Origin of the sequence: Enterococcus sp. S22(2020), from assembly GCF_020295385.1 — a bacterium.
Classification (GTDB): Bacteria; Bacillota; Bacilli; order Lactobacillales; family Enterococcaceae; genus Enterococcus_L; species Enterococcus_L dunnyi.
On the sequence record NZ_JACFUD010000001.1, the window covers coordinates 371,869 to 392,454 of the forward strand.

Annotated in this window: 17 protein-coding genes; 5 read left to right on the forward strand and 12 right to left on the reverse strand. The window is 38.7% G+C overall.

Annotated features, from left to right (window positions below):
• Window positions 1–85 precede the first annotated feature (85 nt).
• Window positions 86–172 carry a putative holin-like toxin gene (locus H3T55_RS01720; RefSeq protein ID WP_225533224.1) on the forward strand — a complete coding sequence of 29 codons (87 nt, stop codon included), beginning with the start codon at window positions 86–88 and terminating at the stop codon, window positions 170–172.
• Window positions 173–411: 239 nt separating this feature from the next.
• Window positions 412–1,350 carry an ROK family protein gene (locus H3T55_RS01725; RefSeq protein WP_225532964.1) on the forward strand — a complete coding sequence of 313 codons (939 nt, stop codon included), beginning with the start codon at window positions 412–414 and terminating at the stop codon, window positions 1,348–1,350.
• A gap of 53 nt (window positions 1,351–1,403) precedes the next feature.
• On the opposite strand, the gene H3T55_RS16595 is transcribed toward H3T55_RS01725, so the two are convergent.
• From H3T55_RS16595 to H3T55_RS01780, 12 genes are all read right to left on the reverse strand, one after another.
• Complete coding sequence (locus H3T55_RS16595; protein WP_254909537.1) at window positions 1,404–1,532, reverse strand: hypothetical protein; 129 nt, start codon at window positions 1,530–1,532, stop codon at window positions 1,404–1,406.
• A gap of 2 nt (window positions 1,533–1,534) precedes the next feature.
• Complete coding sequence (gene rlmD / locus H3T55_RS01730) at window positions 1,535–2,905, reverse strand: 23S rRNA (uracil(1939)-C(5))-methyltransferase RlmD (protein WP_225532963.1); 1,371 nt, start codon at window positions 2,903–2,905, stop codon at window positions 1,535–1,537.
• 165 nt (window positions 2,906–3,070) lie between these two features.
• Complete coding sequence (locus H3T55_RS01735) at window positions 3,071–3,712, reverse strand: deoxynucleoside kinase (RefSeq protein ID WP_087639512.1); 642 nt, start codon at window positions 3,710–3,712, stop codon at window positions 3,071–3,073.
• A gap of 17 nt (window positions 3,713–3,729) precedes the next feature.
• Entirely contained in the window at window positions 3,730–4,416 is a 687-nt protein-coding gene (pnuC, locus tag H3T55_RS01740) for a nicotinamide riboside transporter PnuC (RefSeq protein WP_225532962.1), read from the reverse strand.
• Window positions 4,417–4,692: 276 nt separating this feature from the next.
• Window positions 4,693–5,757: a diacylglycerol kinase gene (locus H3T55_RS01745; protein WP_225532961.1), complete on the reverse strand. Its 1,065-nt coding sequence runs from the start codon at window positions 5,755–5,757 to the stop codon at window positions 4,693–4,695.
• Window positions 5,758–5,773: 16 nt separating this feature from the next.
• Window positions 5,774–7,204 carry an Asp-tRNA(Asn)/Glu-tRNA(Gln) amidotransferase subunit GatB gene (gene gatB / locus H3T55_RS01750; protein ID WP_087639511.1) on the reverse strand — a complete coding sequence of 477 codons (1,431 nt, stop codon included), beginning with the start codon at window positions 7,202–7,204 and terminating at the stop codon, window positions 5,774–5,776.
• A complete protein-coding gene (gene gatA / locus H3T55_RS01755) occupies window positions 7,204–8,673 on the reverse strand; it encodes an Asp-tRNA(Asn)/Glu-tRNA(Gln) amidotransferase subunit GatA (RefSeq protein ID WP_225532960.1) in 1,470 nt (489 codons plus the stop codon). Before gatA ends, gatB begins: the two co-directional genes overlap by 1 nt.
• Complete coding sequence (gene gatC, locus H3T55_RS01760; protein WP_087639509.1) at window positions 8,673–8,978, reverse strand: Asp-tRNA(Asn)/Glu-tRNA(Gln) amidotransferase subunit GatC; 306 nt, start codon at window positions 8,976–8,978, stop codon at window positions 8,673–8,675. Before gatC ends, gatA begins: the two co-directional genes overlap by 1 nt.
• A gap of 243 nt (window positions 8,979–9,221) precedes the next feature.
• A complete protein-coding gene (gene ligA / locus H3T55_RS01765; RefSeq protein WP_225532959.1) occupies window positions 9,222–11,261 on the reverse strand; it encodes an NAD-dependent DNA ligase LigA in 2,040 nt (679 codons plus the stop codon).
• A gap of 684 nt (window positions 11,262–11,945) precedes the next feature.
• Window positions 11,946–14,189, reverse strand: a complete 2,244-nt coding sequence (pcrA, locus tag H3T55_RS01770) for a DNA helicase PcrA (protein WP_225533223.1) — start codon at window positions 14,187–14,189, stop codon at window positions 11,946–11,948.
• 131 nt (window positions 14,190–14,320) lie between these two features.
• Complete coding sequence (locus H3T55_RS01775) at window positions 14,321–14,860, reverse strand: DUF4854 domain-containing protein (protein WP_225532958.1); 540 nt, start codon at window positions 14,858–14,860, stop codon at window positions 14,321–14,323.
• 155 nt (window positions 14,861–15,015) lie between these two features.
• Window positions 15,016–16,488: an alpha-amylase gene (locus H3T55_RS01780; RefSeq protein WP_225532957.1), complete on the reverse strand. Its 1,473-nt coding sequence runs from the start codon at window positions 16,486–16,488 to the stop codon at window positions 15,016–15,018.
• Window positions 16,489–16,664: 176 nt separating this feature from the next.
• Between H3T55_RS01780 and H3T55_RS01785 the strand changes: the two genes are divergently transcribed.
• From H3T55_RS01785 to H3T55_RS01795, 3 genes are all read left to right on the forward strand, one after another.
• Window positions 16,665–17,414 (forward strand): DeoR/GlpR family DNA-binding transcription regulator, encoded by a 750-nt coding sequence (locus H3T55_RS01785; protein ID WP_225532956.1) that lies wholly within the window; start codon window positions 16,665–16,667, stop codon window positions 17,412–17,414.
• On the forward strand, window positions 17,414–18,328 hold the full coding sequence (pfkB, locus tag H3T55_RS01790) for a 1-phosphofructokinase (protein WP_225532955.1): 915 nt from the start codon (window positions 17,414–17,416) through the stop codon (window positions 18,326–18,328). The genes H3T55_RS01785 and pfkB overlap by 1 nt, the downstream gene beginning before the upstream one ends.
• Window positions 18,329–18,634: 306 nt before the next feature.
• The gene (locus H3T55_RS01795; protein WP_225532954.1) at window positions 18,635–20,560 is read left to right on the forward strand and encodes a fructose-specific PTS transporter subunit EIIC; all 1,926 of its coding nucleotides are present in this window, start codon (window positions 18,635–18,637) and stop codon (window positions 20,558–20,560) included.
• The last annotated feature ends 26 nt before the right edge of the window (window positions 20,561–20,586 follow it).

The following is a 20,586-nucleotide window of genomic DNA, read 5'->3' on the forward strand; positions in this document are numbered from 1 at the left end:
AGAAAAGTGAAAAAGATGGTGGCTAACTCCTAGAAAAAGGGGTGATGCTTATGGTTCTCTGCTTTATCCCTGGAAAGGAATAGACATGTCTGTTTTTGAAGCACTTACGCTGATGGTTGCATTTGCAACTTTAGTTGTGCTGATCATAGACCAAGATAAACCAAAAAAATAACCATCTAATTCCACTTGGACAGTAATTAGATGGCTTCACAAATTTAATTGTATTCACCGTCTTTTGAACGGGTCTACAAGAGAGGTAGGAATTTCTACCTCTTTTCATATTCATCATAGCATAAAAATATAGTTATGTCACACTGTTCCAAGATAATGAACGATGTGATTTGTTTTTTTTAATTCCAAGTTATCTAAAAAGATTGTAAGAAACCTATTCCATCGAAAGGATCTCACGTTATGATTACTCGTAAACAAGCATTATTAGTTCTTGACATAGGAGGCTCGGCTGTTAAATATGGCATTTGGTGTCATGAAACATTGTATCACCAAAGTATTTTTCCTACGCCGCGAACTAGAAAACAGTTTTATGCATCTGTACAGCAATTATATGAACGATTTTCAGATGAATTTTCGATCATCGGAGTAGCTGTCAGCTGTCCTGGAGAACCTGATGAATCGACTGGAATGATTCGGGGACTGAGCTATGTTCCTTTTTTGCACATAGCTGAATTTCAAAAAGAGTTTTCTGACTTCGTGGGCTTACCTGTCTCATTACAAAATGATGCAGATAGTGCGGCATTAGCTGAGATGACTTTAGGGATCGGTAAAAATCATCAAAATGCATTATTTACGATTATTGGATCAGGTGTTGGTTTATCCATCGTAAAAGAGGGACGCATTCTTAAAAACGCTGCTGAAAAAATCGATACAGTCGAGAAATTGATCGCCGATGCAATAAAAATGATGAATAACTCACACGTTTCTCCTGTTCAGCTAGGAAGAACAGTCTCTTTAAAAAATTTTAAATGGCCAAGTACGATCGAAGGAAAAGATGTATTCGAGCTTGCAAAACAAGGAAATGATGTTGCACGTCAAGAAATCGAGCGCATGTATTCAGCACTTGCAGAGATCATGATTTTTCTAAATGACGCCTTTGCTCCAGAATTCATTGGTTTAGGCGGAGGAATCAGTAATAATCCTGAGTTATTACCTAATCTAAATAAAACGATCACTGAATTATTAGTGAGCCAAAAACCTAAAATCGATATTTATCGAAGCTTATTAAAAAAAGAACATGAATTATTGGTACCCAATATAAAAATTTGCCACTTTAAAAAGGATGCCAACTTGATTGGCGCAGCACTTCATTATCAAGAGACATATTCACGATCATAGTAAAAAAACCAATGCCATTCTTCACAGAAATGTGGAACGGCATTGGTTTTTTATTATTTATTGTATATTTTTGGTCCTTTTCGCATATTTCTACGATCATTCTTCGGTGCTTCCATCTGCTTAGATCTACCACCGCTTTGTTTCTTTTTGATCAGCTCAAGCATTTTCTTTTTTGTATCCATCTTTACACCACCTTTGTCAGTAACGTCACTGACTCGATATGGGTCGTTTGAGGGAAATTATCTACTGGTTGAACTTCTTTTACTTCATAACCACCCTCTACCAACCAAGCAAGATCTCTTGCTAGTGTTGCAGGATTACAGCTAACGTAAACAATGCGCTCTGGTTTTGTTTCGATCAAGGTATCGACTAAGCTTGCTTCCAAGCCTTTACGTGGAGGATCAACGATCACAACATCTGGTTTGATCTCTTGTTCCAATAATCTTGGTAACGCTTCTTCCACAAGTCCCGCAGTAAAGGTCGCATTTGTAATACCGTTTAGTTGAGCATTACTTTCCGCATTTTTCACGGCTTCTTCAATAACTTCCACACCATAAACCTGTTTCGCATCTTTTGCTAAAGTCAGACCGATCGTACCGATACCACAATAGGCATCAACGACTACTTCATTACCTGTTAAAGCTGCGTACTCTTTTACTTTATTATACATTACTTCTGTTTGCTGTGGGTTGACTTGATAGAATGAACGAGAAGATATTTCAAATTTCAAATCAAAAATCGTATCAATGATCTGATCTTCACCATGAAGTAAAATTGTTTCATCACCAAAAATGACATTTGTTTTTTTCGGATTGACATTCTGTACGATGCTAACCACTTCAGGAAGCGCCTCTAAAATATCCGGGACGATTTTACTTGTCGGGAATAGCTTTGGTGTTCTTGTAATCAGAACTACCATCATTTCTCCAGTATGATAGCCTCTACGAACAACGATATGTCGTAAGTTTCCAGTGTTATCAGACTCATTATATGGTTTCACACTGTAACGTCTCATGATATCACGAATCTTGATCACTGCTTCATCGATCTTAGGATCTTGGATATAGAAATGTTCCAATGGAATCAAATCATGGCTATTTTTTCTAAAGAAACCTGTTTGTAATTGATTATCGATTTTTCTTACTGGAATTTGTGCTTTATTACGATAGCCCCATGGGTTCTTCATTCCTAAAGTATCTAAAACTGGCACATCCGGCAATTTGGCTACACGCTGCATCACGTTTTTTACTTGGTTGGTCTTGAAATTTAATTGGGCTCCATAAGCTAAATGCTGCAGTGGGCTGATGCCGACTTTGGTAAAATTTCGATCTTTGACTGGTACACGGTCTTCACTCGATTTTAAAATAGTCACTACTTTTCCATAGCCAAAGCTTTTACCGACTTTCAGGACTTTGATTTCGATTTTCTCACCTGGTAAAGCATCTTCTATAAATAGCGGATAACCATCGATTTTAGCTACACCCATTCCTTCATGAGTCAAATCAATGATCTCTACTTCGATTGTTTCATTTTTTTTTATTGGAAAATTATTCATAGGTCGCTCCTTCTTTTATGCGCTTCACTCATTCTAATGAAAAAGTACAGGAAAAGCAATAGAGAGTTCGGATTTACAGTGAAAGAATTATATTTTTAATGCAGAACGTAAAAAGATGAGATAAAAACGGTCTTCTTTACCTCATCTTTCATTATTTCATTTAAACTAGTTGATTTCAGCCAGTTTATTTTCAATCAATTGAATCACTTCTTTTTTTGCTTCATCATTTTCGATAAAATCATATTTATCTCCATCGATTTGAATTTTTGGACTTTCATCATAGTCTTCAAACCATTTTTCATAGCGGCTATTTAGCTCTTTGTAGTATTCATAGAGTTCTGGATCATCGTCGACCTGCTCGTATGAACGTCCACGACGTTTGATTCGTTCTAGCATTTTGGGAAAAGATACCTTGATATGAACTAATAGATCTGGACGCTTTTTATGTGCAGCGTACGGTAGTTCCTGCAGCATGTTTTCTAACAACGAATCGTAGACCTTCACCTCAGTTTCATTTGCTCTGCCCAAGTCAGCATTCAAATGGAAAAGCAACGAATCTTCGTAGATCGAACGATCTAATACATTATTTTCATGAGATAACGCTTGTTTAATGCTATCAAAACGTTTGTTTAAAAAATAAATTTGTAATAGAAATGCATATTTTTGAGGATCTGCATAAAACAAAGGTAATACTTCATTATCATCAACAGATTCATAAAATGCCTCTGAACCTAAATGTTCTGAAATAATTTCTGTCAAACTGGACTTTCCTGCACCAATTGTACCTGCTAAAACGATCACTGCCATCGAACTCCCTACCTATATTAATTATTTTTTTTAATTTTCAACCAATGTATCATACCATATATCGAGTTAAAGGTGTACATACAATACATAACAAACAATGCATAGTCCCCGCCAGCATGTGTCCCAGCTTTAAACCACAAAATGATAGAAAATAAGTTTCCTAATAACCAAAAAACAAATTGTGACTGATACCGATTGATCATCAATAGCATTCCCGTTGCTGAGACACTAAAAGTTACTGCATCAAGTGTTTGCTGTGCATCATTGACAAATCCTAGAAGATAATAAGCAGCCAGACCGATCACTAGCCAAATCAACCCCGCATATAACCATTGAACTCCTCTTAAGACTTTGACCTCTGTCACACTTCCAGTTCCATCTTCACTTGCTTTCAGCCAAGCAAATAGTCCTGTAATATCCATGATGATATAAAACGTTTGAAGCAGTACCTCTGCATAGACTCTTGTTTTTAGACCAAAATAACCAATGATCAACGCACTGATAAAACCGAATATATAGTTACTTACTTTTCCTTGAGCAATCAGATTGACACAAATAATTCCGGATAAGCCTCCAACTAATGTGATCCAACTGGATGGATTAAAAAGAAACGCGATCAATTGGACTAAAATCATTATTATCAAAAATAAATAGCTTTTTCTTTGCCAGCCTTTAAAATCATTTATAATAAAATTTGCACTCATCTCAAACAAACCTCTCGCGACTGTTATTATCACCTTCTGCAGAATTGACGACTTCATTAATTTACTCTTGTTTGCATCAGAAGTCAATGAGAATCCTTCTCAATAATGAATTATGAGAGCTTTTTTATGCTATATATTGTGTTTGTTAATTATACAGAAACCATATATTGTGTTTTTCCGATAAAGTCTCTCATTTTTGAATCAAGCCTCCTAATTAAAAAGAGGTCGCAGTCAAAACTAAGATGTTTTGACTGAAACCTCTTTTTTATGAAAGAATCAACCGATTTGTCCATTGTTATCAATATCTTCTTCGGTCAAACGCTCAACTTCTTTTACAAACTCTTTGCTTGCTGCATGATACTGATCTTCTTCTTCCTGACCATCTTCATCCTTATATTCACTTAGGACTGATCCCATGATCGCATTTGAAGGAATCGCATCGGCATTGGCAAACATTTCAATATGCTGATGCAAATTCGTAAATTCCATTGGTGCATCGCCGCCATATTCTCCGTCTAAATTGATCATCATCTTCGCTTTGGGGTCTAGAGTTTCGGCATGTAAATAGCTTGTTTTCGTATAAATCAACCGTGGATCTTCCACATGCTTGCCACCATTTAACATCAAAGCAACTAAATGAAGGATCTCAAAAACATTTGCTGTTTTAACGATGATCAAAGAAAATTTGCCATCATCCAGTTTGGCATCGGGTACGATCGTTTCAAATCCTCCAACTGAGTTTGTCAGCCCAAGGAAAAACATGGATGCATTTCCTTCATATACACCCTCGTCGTATTCCATCCGCATCTTGATTGGTTTGACCCGCGGCAGCATTTCAGCACCCTTAGCTAAATAAGCAAGGTAGCCAAAAATACTTTTCAACTCTGAAGGAACTTCATACGTCAACTCAGTTAAATGACCACCTGCTGCGATATTGATAAAATAATTCTCGCGCGCACGGCCAATGTCCATTTTGACAGTTTGGTTTTTACGAATCACTTCCGCTGCCTTAACAATATTATCTCGAGGGATTTTCAATGCTCTTGCATAATCATTCGTTGTTCCAGCAGGTATAATCGCCATCTTGGGACGATTTTCTAAAGGAGCGATTCCGTTCACCACTTCATTGATCGTTCCATCTCCCCCCGCTGCAACAATCAGGTCAAATCCTGATTCGGCTACACGGCGGGCTTCATTTTTAGCGGAATTTTCTTCTGGAGTTGTGGCAAAAGCACTAGCTTCATATCCACATTCTTCCAAGATCGAAAGAATGTCTGCTAGGTTTTTCTTGACTAGTTCTTTACCGGAAGTTGGATTATAAATTACTCTTGCTTTTTTCATCTGCATCTGCTGCTTTCTATCGTTTTGTCAATTCTTCTTGGAGCAGTTTGTTTACAACACCTGGGTTGGCTTGACCTTTCGTTGCTTTCATGATTTGACCTACTAAAAAGCCGACTGCACGGTCTTTCCCATTTTTGAAATCATCGACAGATTGTTGATTGTTATCCAACACATCATTGATGATCGGCAACAATTGAGAAGGATCAGAAAGTTGAACTAGACCTTTCGCTTCAACAACTTCTTTAGCATCTCCGCCATTTTCGATCAATTCTTTAAAGACTTTTTTCGCGATTTTCGAACTGATCGTGCCATCTGCGATCAACGTGATCATTCCAGCTAGATTTTTAGGCGTTAGTTTTGTATCAGCCAACTCGACTTTTTCGCTATTCAAGTAAGCAGAAACTTCACCCATCAACCAGTTTGATACTTGTTTGGCATCTGCTCCCTCTGCTAAGGCAGCTTCGAAGAAATCAGACATTTCTTTCGTCAATGTCAAGACCATTGCATCGTATTCTGGTAATCCTAATTCTTTCGTATATCGTGCACGGCGAGAAGCAGGCATTTCAGGCAGGCTTTGGCGTACTTGTTCGATCCATTCATCATCGATTACAAAACGCGGTACATCAGGTTCTGGGAAGTAACGGTAATCACTTGACCCTTCTTTGACACGCATCAATAATGTTTTATTCGTCGTTTCATCAAAACGACGCGTTTCTTGTTGGATTTCGCCGCCTGATAGTAATACTTTCGCTTGGCGTTTTTCTTCAAAGGCCAATCCTTTTTTAACGAAGCTCATAGAGTTCAAGTTTTTAATCTCAGCTTTTGTTCCGAATTCTTCTTGCCCGTATGGACGTAATGAAATGTTGGCGTCACAACGCATTGAGCCTTCTTCCATCTTCACATCAGAAACATCTGTAAAAAGAATGATCGAACGTAATGCTTCTAAATAAGCATAAGCTTCTTCTGGTGAACGCATATCCGCTTCTGATACGATTTCGATCAGCGGTGTTCCTTGACGGTTTAAGTCGACGTAAGAATAACCGCCTTCTCCATGAATATTTTTACCAGCATCTTCTTCTAAGTGAACACGTTCGATTCGAATACGTTTTGTTTCGCCTTCTACTTCAATATCGATCCAGCCATCATGACCGATAGGTTGGTCGAATTGAGAAATTTGGTAGGCTTTGGGATTATCTGGATAAAAATAGTTTTTACGGTCAAAATGTGTGTCTTTTGAAATTTCACAATTTAAAGCAAGTGCTGCTTTCATTCCAAAAGCAATCGCTTCTTTATTCATGACTGGCAAGACGCCTGGGTAACCCCAGTCGATCACATTTGTGTTGCTGTTTGGCTCAGCACCAAAATGAGCTGGCGCCGGTGAAAAGATTTTAGAGTTTGTTTTTAATTCTACATGGACCTCAAGTCCGATGACAGTTTCAAAGTTCATTAGTCATTCCCCCCTAAGATCACAGGTTTTTTCGTGTGGAAATCTGTTGCTTGCTCAAATGCATAGGCTGCTTTATACATCGTACTTTCATCGAAAGCTTTCCCAATGATTTGTAAGCCTACTGGTAAGCCTTCTGAGAATCCAGCCGGTACGGACATACCTGGTAATCCAGCTAAGTTCACTGGAATCGTCAATAGGTCATTCATATACATCGTGATCGGATCATTGATATTTTCACCTAACCCAAAAGCGACAGTTGGAGATGCTGGACCGATAATAATATCATACGATTCAAATACTTTATCAAAATCTTGTTTGATCAAAGTTCTAACTTGTCCTGCTTTTTTGAAATAAGCATCATAATAGCCAGCACTTAATGAAAATGTCCCTAGCATAATACGACGTTTTACTTCAATACCAAAACCTTCTGAACGTGAATTTACATACACGTCTTCAAGATTCTTCACATTTTCAGAACGATAGCCATAGCGAATACCGTCAAAGCGTTGTAAGTTTGAGCTTGCTTCTGATGAAGCGATGATATAGTAAACAGCTACACCGTATTTTGAATGTGGTAAGCTGACTTCTTCAACCGTTGCGCCTAATGCTTTAAATGTTTCTGCCGCTTTAAGGACAGCGTCACGAACTCCAGCATCCACACCTTCACCAAGATATTCTTTTGGCAAAGCTACTTTCATGCCTTTGATGTCGCCTGTTAAGCCCGCTGTAAAATCAGGAACAGATACGCCGGCAGAAGTGCCGTCTTTTTCATCAAAGCCACTGATGGCATTCAATGCTAAAGCATTGTCTTGAACGTTTCTAGTCATTGGACCGATTTGATCTAAGCTTGAAGAAAAGGCGATCAAACCAAAACGAGATACACGTCCATATGTTGGCTTCATGCCGACGATTCCGTTGAATGAAGCTGGTTGGCGAATACTTCCACCCGTATCGCTTCCCAATGAAACAGGAATTTGACCAGCAGCAACTGCTGCTGCCGAACCACCTGAAGAACCTCCTGGAACTTTTGAATGATCCCAAGCATTTTTTGTTTGTTTGAAATATGATGTTTCTGTACTTGCACCCATCGCAAATTCGTCCATGTTCAATTTTCCAACTGGGATCATATCTGCTTGATACAATTTATCCATTACCGTTGCATCATAAATCGGATTGAAATTATGCAGCATTTTTGACGCTGCTGTTGTTAAAATATCTTTGGTTACAATATTGTCTTTGACACCGATCGGAATTCCAGCTAAAGGATTAGATTCAGTGATCCCTTTTAGGTCGATCGCTTTCGCTAACTCCAATGCTTTTTCTTCACTAACTGTAATGAATGAATCGACATCTTTTTCTGTTTCTTTGATGCGATCCAAGGTTGCATGTGTTAAGTCAGTTGCGGTGATTTCTTTTGATACTAAAAGATTGTGCAGCTCTGTAAGTGATTTATCGTATAATTTCTCCATTATGCACCAGCCTCCCCGTTATCGATAATTGCCGGCACTTTAATGTAGCCATTTTCTGATTCAGGCACGTTTCTCATTAGCTCATCACGATCCATACCAGGTACGGCATGATCTTCACGCATCACATTGATCGAATGCGCAACATTAGAAGTAAAAGGGACACCCTCTGTGTCTACTTCTTCTAATAATTCCACCATATCAATGATCTTGCCTAATTGATCAGTAAAATCTTTTAATTCTCCATCGGAAAATGATAGTTTTGATAATTTTGCTACATGTTTCGCTTGTTCTTCACTAATTGCCATGGATACCCTTCTTTCCTTTAGAAGAACTCCGACAAGTTGATTCTATAAAGAGACTTGCTCAAAAATAGAAGACCGACTTGTTAGAGTTCTTTCGTTCAAATTTATACTGTTAAATGAAGCATTTTTATTCAATAAAACAGCTTTTTCCTTATTCTATCATAAAATTCTAAGAAAATTGGCTAGAGACCAAAAAAATCACTTATAATTGAAAAAAATTGTGATGATTTAGCGATATAGCCCCTCTTATGAATCAGCCGTTGTACTGTTATCAATCGCTGTGACCATTTGCTGTTCATCCCAAACTTCGATCCCAAGATCCTGAGCTTTGGTCAATTTACTTCCAGCATCTTCTCCAGCAACCACAATATCCGTCTTCTTGGAAACACTGCCTGTAACCTTACCACCAAGACTTTCGATTTTTTCTTTTGCTTCTTCACGATTATAATGCGTCAGCTTCCCAGTTAAAACGACTGTCTTGTCTTTGAATGGAGATTCTACTGCAGCTAATTGAGCCGTGCGGATCCCTTTGTATTCAAAATTCACACCGGCTTTTGTCAGTTCATCCATCAATTCATGAACTTCTTCATTATCAAAGTAAGTGACTAAACTATCGGCAATTGTTTCACCAATGGAATCTAGCGCCACAACATCTTCTTTCGTTGCTTTACTGATTGCCCATAGATCGCCAAAATGCTCCGCTAAAACTTTTGCTGCTTTCGCTCCCACATGACGGATCCCTAAACCAAAGATCAGACGCTCAACAGAATTTTCCCGACTGGCTGCGATCGCCTGAAAAATATTATTTGCTGACTTTTCTTTGATCTTTTCTAAAGTCATTAATTGCTCTTCTGTTAAAAAGTACAAATCAGCTACATCAGCAACCAGACCAGTATCGTACATCTGCTCCAATACTCGTGGCCCTAAACCGTCGATATTCATTGCATTTCTAGAAACATAATGATTTAGTCCTTCTTTGATTTGAGCAGGACATTTTGGATTGATACAACGTAAAGCAACTTCTTCATCCAAATGGACCAATTCGCTGTCACAAACTGGACAATGTGTTGGGATCTCGTAAGGTCGACTATTTTCATCACGATTTTCCGTCAGGACTTGAGCAACCTCAGGAATGATATCTCCTGCTTTGTAAATAAGCACTGTGTCATTCAGACGAATATCTTTCATCGCGATAAAGTCTGCATTATGCAAACTCGCACGACTGACTGTTGTTCCAGCAACTCGTACCGGCTGCATTACAGCAGTTGGTGTTACAACACCCGTTCGTCCGATCGTCCATTCGATTTCCTCCACGACCGTTTGAGCTTCTTCCGGCGGGAATTTATAGGCGATCGCCCAACGCGGAGCTTTGACCGTAAAACCTAGTTCATCCTGAATCGTAAACTCATTGGTTTTGATCACGATCCCATCGATTTCATAAGGAAGCTCTGTTCGTTTTTCATGATACTCTTCAATATAAGCCCAAACTTCATCAATATCCCTACATAACTTTTTCTCAGGATTTGTTCTTAAACCAATTTCAGACAATTCATTAAGTGCATCAAACTGTGTCTGAGCCGTCATTGGTCCAAAGTCTGCTACCGTATATAAAAAGGTGTTCAAATTTCTTTTTGCTACCATACTTGTGTCTAGTTGACGTAAACTTCCGGCAGCTGCATTTCTAGGATTCGCAAAGACATCTTGTCCTGCTTCTTCCCGTTCTTTATTCAAATTAACAAAAGACTGCTTTGGCATGTAACACTCGCCACGCACTTCGATAGAGATCGGTTTCTTCAATTCTAACGGAATCGATTTAACTGTTTTCAGGTTTTCAGTAATATTTTCCCCTACTGTCCCGTCTCCACGAGTAGCCCCCTGAACAAATCTTCCATTTTCATATTTCAAGGAAATCGCTAGCCCGTCGATTTTTAACTCGCAGCAATAACTGACCGGTTTTCCAGCGAGTTTTTGCACACGTTCATCAAAATCATAAATATCCTCTTTGCTGAACCCATCGTTCAAGCTATACATTTGAACTTCATGTGTGACCTTCTCAAAACCAGATAAAATTTTACCACCCACACGTTGCGAAGGTGAATCAGCAGTGATCAAGTCTGGATATTCTGTTTCTATATCTACTAATTCTTTGTATAAGCGATCGTACACATAGTCTTCTACAGTTGGCTTATCTGCCACATAATATTCATGAGCATACTGATTCAACTGATTGCGCAATTCTTTTACTCTCTCTGTTGCTTCGGCTAATGTCAACGGCACCTCTGCCATGGTAGATCCCTCCTAAATTTAAAAGCGGAACAGGTCGCTTAACCTTGAACGGAAAATAGGAAAAATGAAATGTGGCGCTTTTTGCCACAATTCATTTTTATCTTTTTCCCGAAAGGCTGACCTGTGCAGTTCGATAATACAAATGTTCAACACTTTCTTACGAAAATCTTGTACTGTTCATCATCAGCTCAATTTCTTTCGCTGTGATTCTCAGCAAAAGCGGAACAGGTCGCTTAACCTCGACTGAAAAATAGGAAAAATGGATTGAGACGCTTTTTGTCTCACTCTATTTTTGTCTTTTTTCCGAGAGGTTGGCTTGTGCAGCTGGATAACGATAGATGCGGAACAAATCGGTTAATCCTGTAGAAAATTAGGAAATTGACTTTGAGGCGTTTTTTGCCTCACTGGCAATTTGTCTATTTTCCTAAGGATTGATTTGTACAGCTCGATAACGATAGATGCGGAACAAATCGGTTAATCCTGTAGAAAATTAGGAAATTGACTTTGTGACGTTCTTTGTCACACTGGCAATTTGTCTATTTTCCTAAGGATTGATTTGTGCAGCTCGATAATGATAAATGTGGAATAAGCTTGTTCAGCTCTGACAGAAAAATAGAAAATTGACTTCGTGACTCGTTTTTTCACAAAGACTCTCTCTTTTTCCTGATGTCTATTTTGCATAACCTAAGATATTTTTTCAATCGGAGCAAATGCCGCCAGTAATCGTTTGATTCCTTTTTCCGGAAATGCCACATCCAATTCCAAGTCTTTCGCTGTACCGCCCACTCGAACCACAGTTCCTGTGCCCCAAGCTTTATGTTTTACTTTGTCGCCGGCTTTCCACGCCATTGCTTCACCGCCGCTTGCCACTTTGTCCGTCACCGGCTGTCTCGTCGGCTGCGTATAAGCAGGTTTAAAGACTTTTGGTTCAAAGGTTCTTGCTGGCGCTTTTGGTGCTGCGATCGAACCTTGCTGGTCCATCAATTCTTCATCGATTTCATCTAAAAAACGACTAGGACGATTATATTGCGTTTTACCATATAAAGTCCGAGAAAAGGCATTCGAAATATATAAAATTTCTTCTGCTCGCGTGATTCCTACATACGCAAGACGGCGTTCTTCTTCAAGCTCACTTTCTTCCAGCATCGCTCTGGAAAGTGGAAAGACGCCTTCTTCCATGCCAATCAGAAAGACGACCGGAAATTCTAAGCCTTTCGCTGCGTGCAAGGTCATCAACGTTACTTGAGAAGTGCTTTCTTCAAGATTATCTAAATCAGAAACTAACGCTAAGTCATTCAAGAAAACAGCTAATTTTTCTTCTGGTGCATCCGCTTCTTCTTCACTTTGGCGTTCATAGCGTTTATCAAATTCCTGTGTTACGGTCAAAAATTCATCTAAGTTTTCAAGACGCGCTTGCGATTCTAAGTTATTCTGTCTCACTAATTCTTCACGATAGCCGCTGCGTTCTAAGACTTCTTTGACTAATTCTGTGATCGTCAAGTAAGGGATCATCTGTGTTAAATCCTGGATCATCAAGCCAAAATTACCTAATTCTTTTCCAGCCTTACCAGTAATATTCGCTAAATCGACATTTTGAGCAGCTTCTAGTAAAGACCAGCCATGCATTTGGGCAAAGCTTCTCAATTTTTCAACTGAGCTTTTGCCAATGCCTCGTTTTGGTTCATTGACCACACGTTCAAAGCTAAGTGAGTCCATCGAATTAGAAATAATGTTTAGATATCCTAGAATATCTTTGATTTCTTTACGATCATAGAACTTGTGTCCACCAACCATTGTATAAGGAATATTCGACTTCAACAGCATTTCTTCCATGACCCGCGACTGTGCATTCGTACGGTATAAAACAGCAAAATCACCATAGATTCGATCTTTTTCACGCATTTCTTTTTGGATCTGGCCAACGATGAATTGCGTTTCATCTCGTTCATTGTCCCCACGGTAATAAACGATTTTTTCACCATCCGTATTTTCCGTCCACAAATTTTTATCCCGACGATTACGGTTATTTTTAATGACATTATTTGCAGCATCAAGGATTTTTTTTGTTGAACGATAGTTTTGTTCAAGTAAAATCACACTAGCATCTGGGTAATCTTTTTCAAAATCCAAGATATTTTGCATATCAGCGCCACGCCAGCCATAAATACTTTGGTCTGCATCACCAACAACACACAGATTTTTAAAACGGGCAGCCAGCATATTAACTAAGGTATACTGTGCATGGTTCGTATCTTGATACTCATCGACATGGATATAATGGAACTTATTTTGATAATATGTGAGAGAATCTGGATGTTCATTGAAAAGACGAATCGTATTCATGATCAAATCATCGAAATCCATGCATTGATTATTCCTAAGTTCTTTTTGGTACATTTTATAACATTTGGCCACAATCTCTTCATAAGGTGTGCCTTGCAATTCTTCGACTTTTTCAGGAGTCTGTAATTCATTTTTGGCATTACTGATAGTTCCTAGGATCGAACGTGGATCGTATTTTTTCACATCGATATTCAATTCATTTAAAATTCGCTTCATCAAAGTTCGCTGTTCAGAGGTATCGATGATCGTGAAATTACGATTATAACCGATATGATCTACATCTCTGCGCAAAATCCGAACACACATCGAGTGAAATGTTGAAACCCATACATCATCTCCGCCAGTTTTAAGTAGTTTTCCTACCCGTTCACGCATTTCTTTTGCGGCTTTATTGGTAAAAGTGATCGCTAAAATATTCCAGGGATTCACATCTTTTTCTTCGATCAGGTAAGCGATACGATGGGTCAACACTCTCGTCTTTCCACTTCCTGCTCCAGCCATAACTAATAATGGGCCTTCTGTATGCAAAACAGCTTCTTTTTGCTTTGGATTCATACCTTGGATCAAGGCGTTTTCTTGTGCCATCATCAACGTCCTCTCTCTTTTTTCAATCTTATCTATTATACCAAAAAAAAAACAAAAGCTGAACTGATTATTACCAATAGGTTTTGATCAGTTCAGCAAAATGTAAAGGGATTAAGTTGTAATAATGTTTGCTACTCTTCCGTAGTAACACTATCTGTATCTTCTTGAGTGATCAACAAATTTAGAACCTCACTACCATCAGGATTTAAGAAAATAGCTCGGATCTTGACATCCGGGATGATTGCTTTTGCTCCATCGATCACTGGTTTCAAGCCTTTGACCAAAGTTGGCTTCAACGCTTCTGCATCAACGTCTGCAACAGATTGTTCTGCAAATGTGTACGTATAGACGATCGTACTGTCTTCTCCTTCAGTGATTGAAATATCTGAGTACATTCCCTCATATTGTTTTTTCAAATTAGGAACCTGAGACTGAGCACCTTCGATCATCAATTTAAATGTTTTAGAGTTGCCTGACTCATCTGTTTTTTCAAGACTCTCACTTGAAGAAGATTCTAGCTTCTCACTAGTAGAAGACTCTGAACTTTCTTTTTGACTGCTACTGGTAGTGTTAGTATCGCTACTCGCTGATTTTTTACTTGTGTTGCCACATCCACTAATAAATAACATTCCCATAACAACAAAAACAAGCCACAATTTCATTTTTTTCATTTCCATTCTCCTTTTAAACACTTTTTTAGTACTTATTAACTTTAGCATATTCTACGGAAACATTCTATCTGATTATGAGGAATCTCTCCTTTTCTACAATACTTTTGCCAAAATTGTTTCACTAGTAAAAGGGAATGTATAGTTGGTACATTTACTCATGCATTATTCATTATTTTTTTAGCCATTTCTTCATTCACATAGACGGAGACTTCTCCACCATTGACTGGAAAATCCCCAGCTCCTTTTTCATCTAAAATAATTTTTGCTGCATTATTTCCTAGAATATCGATGAAGGTTTTTCCAGCGTGAATCGCACTGATCGTCATATTCTTTTGCCCAGACTGAGCATTGGTCATAATCACAGCAAATCCTGATCGTTCATTCTCAAAAACCCCGGTTCTGACCCAACCAACGACATTTGGATCGTCAAAATAGTCCAGCTCATTTCCATAAGCTAAATATTCTCGGATTTTTAACAGCAAGTTCAGTTTTGTGCCAACGGGTTCTACATTTTCACTAGGAATACCAAAAAGGTCACCCCAAAAGACAACAGGTGTTCCAGACTTACGTAAGAGGATCAATGCATAGGCATGAACTTTAAACCATCCATCGACCCAAGACTCTAAACTTTGACCTTTTTGAGTATCGTGATTATCGACAAATGTCACAGCCCACTCTGGTCGTTCTTTTACTAACGTTCCTTCAAAAATATTCCGCATATCGTATTGACCATTTGAATTGGCCGCTTCATATAAGTGATAATGTAAAGGAACATCGAATAAGGAAATCAATGCGCCAGATTGATCGATATACTTGAGTAATTTTTCTATATCACCATTCCAATATTCACCAACTACGAACAATTCTCTACCTTTTTCTTTTCTTCTATTTAGTAACCAATCAACAAAGTAGTCAAACTGAATATGCTTTACTGCGTCTAAACGGTACCCATCAACATCTGTTAATTTTTGATACCATTGTCCCCATTTATTAAGCTGCTGAACAGTTTCAGGATAAGATAGGTCTAAATTACAGCCCATCAAGTAATCATAATTCCCATTTTCCTTATCAACATCGTCTTTCCAGCCCTTCCCATCAAAATTAAAAATTCCATGGTCTTTACGGCGATCATCAAAATCCACACCCGAAAAATTTCTCCATGTCCAGATATAATCATCATACATTTGTTTTCTTCCTGGAAAAGTAAATTTCGTCCACGCTGTGATCTCTTCTTCTCCACTGATTTTTTCATTACGATTTTCTGGACGGTATTTGACCGCAGAAACGTTTTCTTCCTCATCGGCTCCCATAAAATGATCAAACACAATATCAGCATATACCTCGATCCCAGCTTCTTTTAGTGATTTGATACACGCTAAATAATCATCCTTAGTGCCATATTTTGTTGCAATCGTTCCTTTTTGGTCAAATTCACCTAAATCGTACAAATCATAAGGGGCATAACCAACATCATTAATCCCATTTGCTCCTTTATAAGCTGGCGGCAGCCAAATACCAGTAAAGCCCGATTTATGTAGTTTCTCTGCCAGCTCCTTCACACGCTGCCAATGAAGACCATCTGCTGGTAAATACCATTCAAATCCTTGTAATATCGTACGATTTCCCATACTCATCCCTCCGATTTTGTTATTTACATTAAGCCAAGAACGCGTGCTCTTGTCAAATAATAGATTTGCTCTTAGCAACATTTGAACATTCAAGAATCTTTTTGACTGTTTTTGACCGTTTTTGATTGCGAAACGAATTTGAGTATGCTATTATAGTCAATGAAAGAGGTGTGAAAATGCTTACAGAAGAGAGACATCAAGCAATTTTACGGTTACTTGACCAACAATCGATTGTAAAATCACAAGATTTAGCACTTTTATTAGATGCATCAGAATCAACGATTAGACGGGATCTAAAAGAATTGGAAGAAGCTGAATTATTGGAGCGCGTTCACGGTGGCGCCAAGCGGATCTTAAATTTAGGTTTCGAACAAGACATGACGGAAAAAACAGTCAAAAACACGCAAGAAAAACAGATAATCGCTAAACTAGCTGGTTCATTTGTTCAAGATGGAGACGTCATTTATTTAGATGCTGGTTCTACGACCTTAGAAATGCTGCCTTTTTTATCAGGAAAAAATATTACTGTTGTTACGAACTCCGTGCATCACGCCGCCAAACTAGGAGATTTAAACGTCAACACTATCATCTTAGGTGGCTCATTAAAATTATCAACGAAAGCAATCGTAGGTTCGACTGCTTTAGAACAGCTCAGTCGTTTTCGCTTCAATAAAGTTTTTATGGGCATGAACGGGGCACATCCAGAATTTGGTTTGACTACTCCCGATCCTGAAGAAGCTGCACTAAAACAGTTGGCCATCACTCATGCTGAAGAAGCATATGTGTTGATCGATCAAACAAAGCTGAATAAAATAACTTTCACAAAGGTTGCTGATCTTGAAGCAGTGAGTTTACTGACGAACCAGTGCTCACCTGATATTTTGGAACAATTTCAGAAAAAGACAACCATTAAGGAGGCAAAATAATGATCTACACAGTAACTCTAAATCCTTCAATTGATTATATCGTTCATGTCGATGATCTTAAATTGGGTGATTTGAATCGTATGACAGCGGACTTTAAGCTTCCTGGAGGAAAAGGAATCAACGTTTCACGTATTTTAAAAAGAATCCAAGCTGAATCTACAGCTCTTGGTTTCATTGGCGGCTTTACAGGAAATTTCATCTCTGACTGGCTAAAAAAAGAAAACATTCAAACTAATTTTACAACAGTCGAAGAAGATACTCGCATCAACATCAAGCTAAAATCCGAAAAGGAAACTGAGATCAACGGACTTGGACCAACGATCAGCAACGAAGAAATGCTTGAATTGAAACAAATTTTAGGAAATGTTCAGTCAGGTGACATCGTTGTTTTGTCCGGCAGTACTCCAGCCTCTTTGCGTCAAGGTTTCTATGAAGAATTAGTTCAAATCATCAAAGAAAAAGAGGCAGACTTTATCATTGACACTACTGGAGCTGATTTACTTAATGCTTTGCCACAAGCTCCGTTGCTTGTTAAGCCGAATAATCATGAATTAGCAGAGCTTTTCGATGTTGAATTTCAGTCGATTGAAGATATTTTGCCATTCGGTGAACGCTTATTACAGGATGGAGCCAAACATGCCATTATTTCAATGGCTGGAGATGGAGCTTTACTCTTTACTTCAGATGGAATCTATCAGTCAAATGTCTTAAAACGTCCTTTGAAAAATTCTGTTGGTGCAGGAGACTCTATGATCGCCGGATTCGTTGGTACTTTTGTTAAAAACAACGACCCTGTTGAAGCTTTTAAATGGGGGATCGCTTGTGGAAGTGCTACAGCATTTTCAGATGATCTAGCAACAGCTGATTTGATCAATGAATTGATTTCGGAAGTTGTAGTGAAAAAAATCCGCTGACTATTGAAATTCAATTAAAGGAATTTGCTAAAAAGATACATGTATTTAAGAAAACGTGCAGCACAGGTCAGCCTTTTGGGAAAAAGATAAAAAGAAATTGTGGCAAAAAGCACCACAGTTCATTTTCCCTATTTTCCAGTCAAGGTTAAACGAACTGTTCCGCATCTATTGTTATCTAGCTGCACAAATCAATCCTTAAGAAAATAGATAAATTGTCAGTGAGGCAAAAAACGCCTCAAAGTCAATTTCCTAATTTTCTACAGGATTAACCGATTTGTTCCGCTTTTAAATTAAGGAGGAATTTTTATGAACATCAAAGAGTTACTTGTCAAAGATGTGATGATCATGGATCTACAGGCGACTGATAAAAAAGGCGCTATCGATGAAATGGTTCAAAAGATGTATGATGGTGGCAGAATTTCTGATATCGCTACGTATAAAGAAGGTATTTTAGCTCGTGAGGCTCAAACTTCTACTGGTTTAGGTGATGGAATCGCAATGCCTCATGCGAAAAACAAAGCAGTTAAAGAAGCGACTGTTCTATTTGCAAGAAGCAGCAAAGGTGTTGACTATGAAGCACTCGATGGTCAACCGACTTACTTATTTTTCATGATCGCGGCCCCTGAAGGCGCAAATGATACTCACTTACAAGCATTGGCAGCTTTATCTCGTCTACTGGTCGATCCGGATTTTGTTGCAAAATTAAAGGAAACTAAAACGCCAGAAGACGTACAAAACTTGTTCCAATCTGCGGAAGAAGCAAAAGAGGCAGAAGAAAAACAAGAACAGCTTGCAGAATCGAATCAAGCAACAGCAGATCCAACTCGCAAATTTGTGGTTGCCGTTACGGCTTGTCCAACAGGCATTGCTCATACTTATATGGCTGAGGATGCATTGAAGAAAAAAGCAAAACAAATGGGTGTTGAGATCAAAGTTGAAACGAATGGTTCAGAAGGAATCAAAAATCGTTTGACTGCTGAAGATATCGCTCGTGCAGATGGTGTCATTATTGCCGCAGATAAAAAAGTGGAAATGAATCGCTTCGACGGAAAAGAATTAGTCAATCGTCCTGTTAGTGATGGTATTCGTAAAACAGAGGAATTGATCAACCTTGCAACCAGTGGAAATGCTCCCATTTTTCACGGCACAGAATCAGATGCTACTGATGAAGACAGCTCTGCCGATGGTTCCGTTGGCTCGCGAATTTATAAAGACTTGATGAACGGCGTTTCGCATATGCTGCCATTTGTTATCGGCGGCGGAATCGCAATTGCCCTTTCCTTTATGATCGATCAATTTATCGGTGTCCCTCAAGATCAACTTAGTAGTTTAGGTTCTTATAATGAAATTGCGTCTTGGTTCAATCAAATCGGTGGTGCCGCATTTGGCTTTATGCTACCTGTTTTAGCTGGTTTTATCGCTTCTAGTATTGCTGACAGACCTGGATTGATCGTTGGTTTCACAGCTGGTGCCTTAGCTAATACTGGCGGTGCTGGATTTTTAGGCGCATTGATCGGTGGGTTCTTAGCAGGTTATGTGATCATTTTCTTGAAAAAACTCTTCAAAGGATTACCTAAATCACTAGACGGGATCAAAACAATTTTATTTTATCCAGTCTTTGGTTTACTGATCACTGGCGGTTTGATGTTGCTGATCAACATTCCGATGAAGATCATCAATGATGGGCTAAATAGTTTCTTATTAGGCCTTGATGGTACAAATGCTGCTCTTCTTGGAGTTTTACTGGGTGGAATGATGGCCATCGACCTTGGCGGACCAATCAACAAAGCCGCTTATGTATTTGGTACAGCATCGATCGCAGCAACTGTCACAGAAGGTGGTAGTATTATCATGGCTTCTGTTATGGCCGGCGGGATGGTTCCTCCTCTTGCGATCTTTATCGCAACACTGCTCTTTAAAAACAAATTTACTCAAGATCAAAAAGATGCTGGTTTGACGAATTTGGTGATGGGGCTATCTTTTGTCACAGAAGGAGCGATTCCATTTGCCGCAGCTGATCCATTAAGAGTCATTCCAAGCTTTGTCGTTGGCTCGGCTTTAGCTGGTGGTTTAGTTGGCGGATTCGGGATTCGGTTATTAGCTCCTCATGGCGGGATCTTTGTCGCATTATTGTTGAGTCATCCTATTTTATATCTTGTATTTATTGCAATCGGTGCAGTTGTATCTGCCGTTATTCTAGGCATTGTCAAAAAGCCCGTTGCCCAAGACTAATCCTTAAAACAAAAAAACGAATCAAA

Coding starts and splice junctions, on each gene's coding strand:
- H3T55_RS01720 (WP_225533224.1), top strand. CDS start 86: ATGTCTGTTTTTGAAGCACTTACGCTGATGGTTGCATTTGCAACTTTA.
- H3T55_RS01725 (WP_225532964.1), top strand. CDS start 412: ATGATTACTCGTAAACAAGCATTATTAGTTCTTGACATAGGAGGCTCG.
- H3T55_RS16595 (WP_254909537.1), bottom strand. CDS start 1,532: ATGGATACAAAAAAGAAAATGCTTGAGCTGATCAAAAAGAAACAAAGC.
- rlmD (WP_225532963.1), bottom strand. CDS start 2,905: ATGAATAATTTTCCAATAAAAAAAAATGAAACAATCGAAGTAGAGATC.
- H3T55_RS01735 (WP_087639512.1), bottom strand. CDS start 3,712: ATGGCAGTGATCGTTTTAGCAGGTACAATTGGTGCAGGAAAGTCCAGT.
- pnuC (WP_225532962.1), bottom strand. CDS start 4,416: ATGAGTGCAAATTTTATTATAAATGATTTTAAAGGCTGGCAAAGAAAA.
- H3T55_RS01745 (WP_225532961.1), bottom strand. CDS start 5,757: ATGAAAAAAGCAAGAGTAATTTATAATCCAACTTCCGGTAAAGAACTA.
- gatB (WP_087639511.1), bottom strand. CDS start 7,204: ATGAACTTTGAAACTGTCATCGGACTTGAGGTCCATGTAGAATTAAAA.
- gatA (WP_225532960.1), bottom strand. CDS start 8,673: ATGGAGAAATTATACGATAAATCACTTACAGAGCTGCACAATCTTTTA.
- gatC (WP_087639509.1), bottom strand. CDS start 8,978: ATGGCAATTAGTGAAGAACAAGCGAAACATGTAGCAAAATTATCAAAA.
- ligA (WP_225532959.1), bottom strand. CDS start 11,261: ATGGCAGAGGTGCCGTTGACATTAGCCGAAGCAACAGAGAGAGTAAAA.
- pcrA (WP_225533223.1), bottom strand. CDS start 14,189: ATGGCACAAGAAAACGCCTTGATCCAAGGTATGAATCCAAAGCAAAAA.
- H3T55_RS01775 (WP_225532958.1), bottom strand. CDS start 14,860: ATGAAAAAAATGAAATTGTGGCTTGTTTTTGTTGTTATGGGAATGTTA.
- H3T55_RS01780 (WP_225532957.1), bottom strand. CDS start 16,488: ATGGGAAATCGTACGATATTACAAGGATTTGAATGGTATTTACCAGCA.
- H3T55_RS01785 (WP_225532956.1), top strand. CDS start 16,665: ATGCTTACAGAAGAGAGACATCAAGCAATTTTACGGTTACTTGACCAA.
- pfkB (WP_225532955.1), top strand. CDS start 17,414: ATGATCTACACAGTAACTCTAAATCCTTCAATTGATTATATCGTTCAT.
- H3T55_RS01795 (WP_225532954.1), top strand. CDS start 18,635: ATGAACATCAAAGAGTTACTTGTCAAAGATGTGATGATCATGGATCTA.